Raw genomic sequence first — 9,478 nt, 5'->3', positions numbered from 1 at the left:
GTAAATTATTTATTATGATAGGCATAGGAGCTACTGTTGCCAAAATGGTTATAACACTTCTTTTGGAAAGTCAGATTGGGTTCAGCTTGGATTCAACTTTATTTGTATTTATTATTCTCGGACTTTTCTTTTTGTTTTTAAGTGAGGCTTTTGAAAAAGCGAGTCAACTGAAAAAGGAAAACGAATTAACGATCTAAACAACACTATTATGGTTAAAATTAAAATTTTACTTGGCATTATCACATTATTAATAGTTGTTTATATTTTACATTTTTTATCGTACTTTTTTCTTGCAGACTACTTCGCAGAAATCTCAAAGTCTACAGAAAGTAAGATCGTTTTTGGAAAATATAATTTAGTTATTGGATTGATACAATCTATTGTTATCTTCTTTGGACTTATCATAAGTTTCAAATGTATGTATGAAATTATAAAAAGAGGTTTTTTTACAAAAACATCTAAAAAGCTGATGTATGTAGCTGGCATTATTTTTCTTTTTTCAGGACTAGTAGCCTTGTCACTTGATAGTATCCGCCTTTTTAATAGTGCAAATCAGGGAACACTCATTGGTATTCTTTTTATGGACTTCTTACTTGCTCTCATCGGGTTTATTATTCTCATTATATCGGAGATGTCTTGTATAGGCTTTGAGATCAAATCTGAAAACGATCTAACCATATAACCTATGTCCATCATCATCAACTTAGATGTCATACTGGCACAGCGTAAAATGAAAAGTAAAGAGCTTGCAGAGATTGTGGGCATTACGGAAGCAAATCTGTCTATTCTTAAATCTGGAAAGGCAAAAGCGGTTCGTTTTTCTACACTAGAAGCTATTTGTAAAGCATTGGACTGTCAGCCAGGAGATATCCTTGAATATACCAAAAACTAATATACTTCAATCACAACATTATTTATATATCTTATGAAAACACATCAACTTCTCAGCATCTTAAAATTTATATTTTGGGTGTTATTTATTGGATTTCTTATTAAAGCAGGAGCATTAGTATTTAATTTTGGATGGAGCGCTTGGAACCCTGAAGGGGCCAACAATATATATCTAGGGCTTGATTTATTTGAGCTTCGCGATGCGAGTATTGGTCAATTTGTAAGTGTTGGTTCCTTATTAATTACAATAGTAAGCCTGCAAGCTTATATTGCTTATCTTGTTATTAAAATAACCAATGTAGGTGACATCACACACCCTTTTACACAAGAAGTAGCACATCTTATTTCAAAAATAAGCCATACAGCACTTACCTGTGGTATTATTTCAATTATTGCAGATCAGTATTGTCAGCGATTGATAAAAAAAGGATTTGAGATTCCACTCACTTGGGGAGGAAAAGAATTTTTATTTCTTGCCGCTATTATTTTTATTATTTCAAAAGTCTTCCAAAAAGGAATTGAGATACAAACTGAAAATGATTTAACGGTCTAAAACACTTTATGCTTACCTAAAAAAGAGCTACTTCTGATAAAGAATTGCATGAAATTCTAGCGATTCAAAAACGCAATCTCAAAGCGAATACTTCTCTTCAAGACAGAGAAAAACAAGGGTATATTACCGTGCCTTATACGTTTGATATTTTAAAAAAAATGAATGATGCTTGTCCGCATATTCTCGCAATGGATGGGGATCGTGTTGCGGGGTATGCGCTCGTAATGCTTAGAAATTTTAAATATGAGATGCCTATTTTCACTCCTATGTTTGAAACCAGCGACAGACTCCTCAAAGAGAAAAACTATGTGGCGATGGAACAGATATGTATAGACAAGCCTTATCGTGGTCAAGGCATTTTTAAAGGTATGTATACCTTTTACAAAGAAGCCCTAAGAGACTCTTACGATTGTTTATTTACCGAAGTTGCGACCGCAAACACACATTCTATAGAAGCCCATAAGCGTGTTGGATTCATCATTTTAGAAACCCAAATCACCGATGGTACTTTATGGGAGATGATCAACTGGGATTGGAATCATTAAATTCTTACTTTTTTATGCTTTGATACGCTTTCGCGAAAGCGTACTCAACCTCTTTATCCTATTCTAACAAGTAATAGGCTCTGAAAGATGTCTAGTTTTTACATATTCCATTATATTTGAATTATGAACAACACGCATCTCGGATATCAGAAAACGATTGATTTTTACGGTTGTGACCCTGAAAAAATAAATTCTAGAGATTTTATTGAGCAGGTCTTACTGAAGGCAGCAGGTATGATGCAACTTACTGTCATTAATACGACGATCCATGAGTTTTCTCCCATAGGCATAAGTGGCGTTATTGTGATACAAGAAAGTCATATCGCCATCCATACGTGGCCAGAACACAATTATGTTGCTTTGGATATTTTTACGTGTCATCAATCCTACTCATTGGAGTCTGGTATTTTATGGCTCAAAGAAGCCTTTGGAGCAACACACTATGAAGAAGAAGATAGTAAAAGAGGTGCCTTAAAAAGAATTGAAGCACTTAATGCCATGAAAAATGAAAATTAAACAGAAGGTATATAATTTACTAGACGAAGATCAAAACAATAGTAAAGCAGATGTTTTTGTACACTATTTCATTTCTGCGCTTATTATCATTAATGTAATTGCTTTATTTTTAGAATCCTATGAAAATATCAATAAAGATTACAAAACCCTATTCTGGTATATAGAGATTATTTCTATCATCGTATTTTCTATCGAATATCTCTTACGAATCTGGACAGCCGATCTAGAATACAAAGATGTAAAACCCTATAAAGCAAGATTAAAATATATAGGATCTTTTATGGGAATCATTGACCTTGCTTCGGTACTTCCTTTTTACTTACCTTATCTTATAAAGATAGACTTGCGTGTGATTCGTGTGCTTAGACTCTTCCGTCTTTTGCGTCTCTTAAAACTCAATAGACATTCTAATTCTTTACGATTAATTACGTTGGTGTTCAGAAGAACAAAGAGTGATATTTTAATTACCGTGTTTATTGTTTCGTTACTTCTTATCCTTTCTGCTACATTAATGTATAATATAGAAAATGAAGCGCAACCAGAAGCTTTCTCAGATATAGGCGAAGCTTTATGGTGGGCGGTTGCGACACTGACTACCGTAGGATATGGAGATATTTATCCTGTGACGGGAATAGGAAAGGTTTTAAGTGGTGTGATCGCATTATTAGGAATTGGGATTGTCGCATTACCCACTGGAATTATTAGTTCAGCGTATATTGAGGAAATACAACACAGTAGAAAGAAAATAAAAAAAACTCCTTGTGAGCAATGTCCGCATTGTGGAAAGGATTTAAAGAAATAATATGTTTGGAAATAAAGAAGAGATAGCACTTAATGCCCTTAGAGTAGGCACCACTTTTAAATATAAAAGCACTCCTTGGGAGGTGATAGAACTATCTGATTATGATTGGGGTGTTGACGGAAAAAGTATCGAATACAAAATACGTTCAAAAAACAACAACGAAGCTTTCTTGGAAGTAGAACGTTATCAGGGCGCCTACGAAATCTATTTTAGCGAAAGCGTACTTATCCCAGACGAAACTTTAAAAGATGGTATTGCGACTAAATTTATCATCTATGACGGAAAAGAATATGAACAGGAAGAACATTATAGAGGGAGTTGTAAAAATCAAACGTTGGGTACTAGTTGGGAAAAAACAGAAGTTTTTATGTTTTATGCAAGTGATGATACCCTACTTACAATAGAAAAAGAAAAAGATGGAACACTCGCTGTCTATTATGGTGTGGAGCTCAAAGAAAAAGCACTAAAAAACATAAAACAAAACTAGTGAAGTCCTTGTAAAGTTTTAAGCCTTTATTAAAACTCAAAAAATAGTACTTTAGCAAATCCTATAACATATAATCATTCGTCCTTATGAAGTCTACTTTTTATTATGCCTTGGTTGTTCTCTTTTCAGCACTTAGTATTTCTTGTGGAGATACGATGGAAAGTGTCAAGGTAACTACAGAGCCATCAGACAAAATTATAAGAGAATTAAGAGGGACCGACTTCTCTATCGTTCTGGATGATATGAACATTTCTGAAAAAGATAATAAACGCCTTTTTGAACATAAGTATCATGTCCTTAAAGTAATTGATGATTCTCTTGTTGTAGACTCTCTCTCTTGGAAACCTGTCAATGAATCTTTCTTTAAAAAACATGAGGAAGATTTAGGCATGGAGATCGTATCTAATCATGGAGGGAAACTTTCTAGAAATGCACAACCTGTAGGGTTTGGATGGGCGATTGGAAATCCAAAATATGGAGAATGGGAAGAGGTATCAAAAACGCAAGACAGTACCAATACAGCAAATAATACCAATTCCAGATCTGAAAGAAGATGGCGCTCAAATGGTCCTAGTTTATTATTTTGGTATTGGATGTTAAGAAGACCTACCTACCAAAGAGATTATGCTGGTTATAGAACAGCCAGTGCTAGCGGAAGATCTTATTATGGAACACAACCTAACGGAACTAATAGATACGGTACTAGTAGTGCATATCAAAAAACCAAGCGCCCTTCCTTTTTTAGTAGAAGAAGATCTAGTAATTCTTGGAAATCATACACTACGTCTTCTAAAAAAAGTAGTCGTAGTAGCTCTCGTTACAAAAGCTCTTCCTCTACGCGTTCTCGATCAGGAGGGATCGGAAAATAAAAACTCATAACCTTGTAGTGAAGTCTTAAACTGAGTAAAAGGGATCGGCTAAAAGGTTAAGGTATTAAGTCTCAAAAAAAATCCCGCTTATAACCGGGATGAGTTCAGCTTACCATTTTGAGTGCGTTTTACAAACTACTAAAAATTGAGTTTCACTAAATAAAGTATTAAACCATAGATCCCGCTGAAAAAGCGAGATTAGCTCAACTAACTATTTTGTATGCGTCTTTCAGACTTTACAAAAAAGCGTTTCACTAATAAAGAAATTTTATATTGAACATATCAAATAAAAAGAAATCGCTTGTATTGAAAATAGCCCTATTTGCAACAGGTTTTAGTGGTATTGTTGCAGAATATGTCTTATCTACATTAGCGAGTTATTTTATAGGAAATGCCATCTTACAGTTTACGTTAATCGTTTCTATTATGTTATTTTCTATGGGACTAGGAAGTAGGATAAGCAAGTCTTTTAGCTCTAATATTGTTTTTTATTTTGTCATTGCAGAGTTACTTCTTTCATTATTAGTCTCTTTTTCTGCCATCGCTTCTTATATCATTTATGGGTATACCAATAACTCTTGGATTATTATCTATCTATTGTCTATCGCGATAGGATTACTCATAGGTTTGGAAATTCCGTTTGCAACCCGTATTAATAACTCTTATGAAGAGTTACGACTTAATATTTCTAACATCTTAGAAAAAGATTATTACGGCAGTCTTTTGGGAGGGTTATTTTTTGCCTTTATCGGACTCCCCTATTTAGGATTAACCTATACCCCGTTTGTATTAGGGCTGGTCAATCTTGTGGTTTCCTTCTGGTTATTTTATGTTCTTAAATCGCATATCTCGCAAAAACTTCAGCGTGTTTTATGGATCTCATACCTAAGCGTATTTCTAGTTGTTTTAGGTGGATTAATCTTTGCAAAGCCTTTGGTTTTATTTGGAGAACAGGCAAAGTATAAAGACAAAATTGTATTCAGTGAACAAACCAAATATCAAAAAATAGTCATTACCAAATGGAGTGATTGGTTTTCTTTATACATTAACGGAAATCAGCAACTATCTACCTTTGATGAGTATCTCTATCACGAACCTATGGTGCATACGGCACTTGGATTGACTGCTTCTAAAAAAAATATCCTTATCCTTGGTGGAGGCGATGGATGTATCGCTAGAGAACTATTACAATATGATGCTATTGAGTCGATTACCCTTGTAGATTTAGATAAAAAGATGATTGATCTCGGGAAATCAAATCCCATTTTCACATCCATAAATAAAAATGCACTTTCAAATCCTAAAGTCACCACCATTACTGCCGATGCGTATACGTTCTTAGAGCAAGCAAACGACACGTACGATGTGATTCTTGTGGATTTACCAGATCCAAATAATGTAGATCTTAATAAATTATACACCAAAGAATTTTATACGATTTGTTATAATCATCTTGCAGAAGGTGGTACGTTTATCACACAATCTGGAAGTCCGTATTATGCAACCAAAGCCTTTTATTGCATCGACAAGACCCTTAAAACCGCTGGATTTCACACATTACCTATCCACAATCAAGTGCTAACCTTAGGAGAATGGGGTTGGATTCTGGCAAAAAAAACACCCATATATAAAGAAGATTTAAAAACCATTGATTTAGAAAATCTTCAACTTAAGTGGCTCAACAAAGAAACCTTATCAAGCATTGCTTCTTTTGGAAAACCGCTTGCAGATACAACAGGTGTCAAAATCAATACGATTTTTGAGCCTACATTGTATCTTTATTACAAACAAGGAAATTGGGATTTATATTAAATCCTAATGATGTATTGTAATTTGGTTAAGTACGCTTTCGCGAAAGCGTACCCAGCCTGAAAACATACTGTTCTTTACAAATTTAAAATACGAATTATGAAATATCTTACCCTACTACTCATCGCTTTTCTGTCCCTTACGGCAAGTGCTCAAAAAGGAAAAATCGCTACATCCTATACCATTTCCTTTGAAAATGCAGTACATCACGAAGCACAGGTAAATGCTGTTTTTTCAAATGTAAAAGATAAAGAAGCAACTTTTAGAATGAGTAGAGCGTCTCCCGGAAGGTATGCGATTCACGAATTTGCAAAAAACATATATAATGTAAAGGTAACAGATGGAAAAGGAATTGTACTCAATACCACACGTCCAAATCCCTATTCTTGGAACGTAGAAGGTCACGACGGAACCATTCATGTGTCGTATACTCTTTTTGCTAATAGAGGGGATGGCACCTACACACAGATAGATGAGACACATGCGCATCTCAATATGCCTGCAACTTTTATGTATATGCCAAGTCTAGCGGACAAGGGAATGCAAGTCACTTTTAAACCTCGTAAAGGTCTTGACTGGAAAGTAGCCACACAATTAGAGAAAAAAAGTAACTATGTCTATTATGCAGCAGATTTACAGTATTTTATGGATAGCCCTACAGAGATTAGTAATCATAGCATACGCTCTTTTAAAGTAGATAAACAAACTATTAATTTTGTACTTCATCATAACGGTACCGAAGCCGAGCTAGATACCTATTTTGAAGATGTAAAAAAAGTGGTGCTACAACAAAAAGAAGTTTTTGGGAAACTTCCTTCTTATGATTATGGTGCGTATTTCTTTTTAGCCTGTTATATCCCGAATGCCTCTGGCGATGGCATGGAGCATAGAAACTCAACAATTCTGACTAGTACGCGAAGTCTTGCTGATGGTGGCTTGAAGCGAAATATAGGAACCGTATCTCATGAGTTTTTCCACGGATGGAATGTGGAACGCATCCGTCCTCAAAGTTTAGAACCTTTTGATTTTGAAAAAGCCAATATGAGCGGAGCATTATGGTTTGCCGAAGGCTTTACCAGTTACTATACGAGTCTTATCATGCGCAGAGCAGGACTTCTATCCAAAGAAGACTACATACAAGGACTCACTAGCACTTTTAATTATGTTTGGAACTCCCCAGCTCGTAAGTTTTTCAATCCTATAGAGATGAGTTACCAAGCGCCTTTTGTAGATGCCGCCACAGCCGTAGATCCTGTAAACAGAAATAATACGTTTATATCGTATTATTCCTATGGTAGTGCGCTTGGGTTGGCTTTAGATTTATCTCTCAGAGAAAAAGACTTAAATCTTGACGATTATATGAAGCTTGTTTGGAAGGAGCATGGCAAAAAAGAAAAACCCTACACGATAGAAGATTTACATGCACTATTAAAGGAGTATGCTGGAGATGCATTTGGTGATCATTTCTTTCAGAAATATATCTATAAAAGTGAGATGCCAGAGATGCAACGTCTTTTTGAAAGCGTAGGTGTATCTCTATCTCAAGACACAACGATTCCCTCTTTTGGTGTTACTGTTTCAAACGGAGCCATCACTCAGAATACAACGATTGGAACGGCTGCTTATAACGCTGGATTGGAAAATGGGGACAAAATTATTACCGTTAATAACATCCCTGTAACACAGGAAAACACTTTCAGTGATATCTTATCAGCATTGAGTCCTAGCGATGTCTTAAACATTACCTATGAGCGTTACGGAACTACGAAAGAAACAACAGCTACACTACAAGAAGATCCTTCGTTTACGATTGAATTAGATAACGATGTTTCTGACAAAACAATATTGAAAAGACGTGATTTATGGTTAGATCCTAAGTAAGGCTAGTATAAATTAGTTTCTATTATTGATAAGCTTTTCAAATTTTGAAAGATATACAGATTCATATTTGTATAATGCGCCTATGTGTTTAGAGTCGACCGTCCAAAATTCAGTATTTTCTTTATTTGACGCTTTGTATATCTTCTCTCCCAATTCGTAAGGGACTGTTTCATCTTTGGTACTGTGAATAATAATCGTAGGTTTTGTTATCTTTTTAATAACCTCTTCTACTGGGAAGTCATTATTCATAATAAATGGAACGATCCAACTAAAACGCTCTAGGTGTAGAATGTGAGCAAATTCTTTTCCAATATCAGGAAAAGAAGAAAAAGTTCCCTCAAGGACAAGTCCCCTAATGATGTCCTGATTTGCTGCTGCTACCGATGTAGCATAGGGACCTCCCATGGACTGGCCCCACAAAATAATAGGCGTATTCTTGATTTGAGGATTCTGTACTAGTTGATCAAAAACATATAATGCATCTTCCAGCAATACTTTTGAATTGTTACCTACACCTGTAGATTGTCCCAGACTTCTACGTTCGTAATTAAATATTTGAAAACCTTTTTCTAAAAAAGGGGTATACGATTGTTCAGATGTGGGGATGTGCATTCCACCGCCTGGAAAATGAATAATTGTGCCTATTGGAATTATAGAATCTGGTTTAAAAAGCACGGCGTGTAACGTTACATCACCTTCTACTTCATAAAAGAATTCTTCATGATTGAGACCGGTTGTATATACATCATACGTAACATCATTCATTTCATACATGACCTCATCGGTTAGGCGGGTACATCTTATATACGTAATTGCCAATATACATACCAAGAGTAAAAAGAGTAAAAACCGTTTTGAGAATTTTAAAAATCGCTTCATAGCTATTGTATTTGAAAGCAAATAAATAGACTCTTTATTCGTATTCAAAAAAAATGACGCGACAGCTGTATATTTGTGGTAAACGTATACTTTATGGGGTTAAAACATATATTATTGTCGTAAAAATATATCCCTTTTTATATCTTCAAAGTATGTTTTGGAAACTGTGATGAGGCCGTCTAAAAACAATTTAGGCGGTCTTTTATATTTTGAAGATTTTGGTTCTTTCAGTTTTTAACTCAGTTA

At 34.9% G+C, this 9,478-nt stretch carries 12 protein-coding genes; 11 read left to right on the top strand and 1 reads right to left on the bottom strand.

From position 1 onward, the window contains the following. The 11 genes from Q0505_RS10240 to Q0505_RS10190 form a co-directional block, all read left to right on the top strand. Positions 1-197 (top strand): DUF2975 domain-containing protein (locus tag Q0505_RS10240; RefSeq protein WP_299212433.1); only part of this gene is annotated, 197 nt, incomplete at its 5' end. 11 nt (positions 198-208) lie between these two features. After that, positions 209-682: a DUF2975 domain-containing protein gene (locus tag Q0505_RS10235; RefSeq protein ID WP_299212431.1), complete on the top strand. Its 474-nt coding sequence runs from the start codon at positions 209-211 to the stop codon at positions 680-682. Positions 683-685: 3 nt separating this feature from the next. After that, positions 686-892, top strand: a complete 207-nt coding sequence (locus Q0505_RS10230) for a helix-turn-helix transcriptional regulator (RefSeq protein WP_299212429.1) — start codon at positions 686-688, stop codon at positions 890-892. 33 nt (positions 893-925) lie between these two features. After that, complete coding sequence (locus Q0505_RS10225) at positions 926-1,444, top strand: DUF2975 domain-containing protein (RefSeq protein ID WP_299212427.1); 519 nt, start codon at positions 926-928, stop codon at positions 1,442-1,444. A gap of 44 nt (positions 1,445-1,488) precedes the next feature. Beyond that, a complete protein-coding gene (locus Q0505_RS10220) occupies positions 1,489-1,989 on the top strand; it encodes a GNAT family N-acetyltransferase (protein ID WP_299212425.1) in 501 nt (166 codons plus the stop codon). A 123-nt stretch (positions 1,990-2,112) separates the two neighbouring features. Beyond that, positions 2,113-2,505 carry an adenosylmethionine decarboxylase gene (speD, locus tag Q0505_RS10215; RefSeq protein WP_299212423.1) on the top strand — a complete coding sequence of 131 codons (393 nt, stop codon included), beginning with the start codon at positions 2,113-2,115 and terminating at the stop codon, positions 2,503-2,505. Continuing rightward, positions 2,495-3,307, top strand: coding sequence for an ion transporter (locus Q0505_RS10210; protein WP_299212421.1), 813 nt, complete (start codon positions 2,495-2,497; stop codon positions 3,305-3,307). The genes speD and Q0505_RS10210 overlap by 11 nt, the downstream gene beginning before the upstream one ends. A gap of 1 nt (position 3,308) precedes the next feature. Then, positions 3,309-3,794 (top strand): DUF4178 domain-containing protein, encoded by a 486-nt coding sequence (locus tag Q0505_RS10205; RefSeq protein ID WP_299212419.1) that lies wholly within the window; start codon positions 3,309-3,311, stop codon positions 3,792-3,794. Between the two features lie 86 nt (positions 3,795-3,880). Then, complete coding sequence (locus Q0505_RS10200; protein ID WP_299212417.1) at positions 3,881-4,663, top strand: hypothetical protein; 783 nt, start codon at positions 3,881-3,883, stop codon at positions 4,661-4,663. Between the two features lie 273 nt (positions 4,664-4,936). Beyond that, entirely contained in the window at positions 4,937-6,475 is a 1,539-nt protein-coding gene (locus tag Q0505_RS10195; RefSeq protein ID WP_299212414.1) for a polyamine aminopropyltransferase, read from the top strand. A gap of 96 nt (positions 6,476-6,571) precedes the next feature. After that, entirely contained in the window at positions 6,572-8,353 is a 1,782-nt protein-coding gene (locus tag Q0505_RS10190) for a PDZ domain-containing protein (protein WP_299212411.1), read from the top strand. A gap of 12 nt (positions 8,354-8,365) precedes the next feature. On the opposite strand, the gene Q0505_RS10185 is transcribed toward Q0505_RS10190, so the two are convergent. Further along, positions 8,366-9,232, bottom strand: a complete 867-nt coding sequence (locus Q0505_RS10185) for an alpha/beta fold hydrolase (protein WP_299212409.1) — start codon at positions 9,230-9,232, stop codon at positions 8,366-8,368. Positions 9,233-9,478 lie beyond the last annotated feature (246 nt).

Source organism: uncultured Dokdonia sp. (assembly GCF_937910895.1).
Taxonomy (GTDB): Bacteria; Bacteroidota; Bacteroidia; order Flavobacteriales; family Flavobacteriaceae; genus Dokdonia.
Note: the sequence above shows the minus strand (reverse complement) of the source record. Positions and strands in the feature narration are given on the sequence as shown.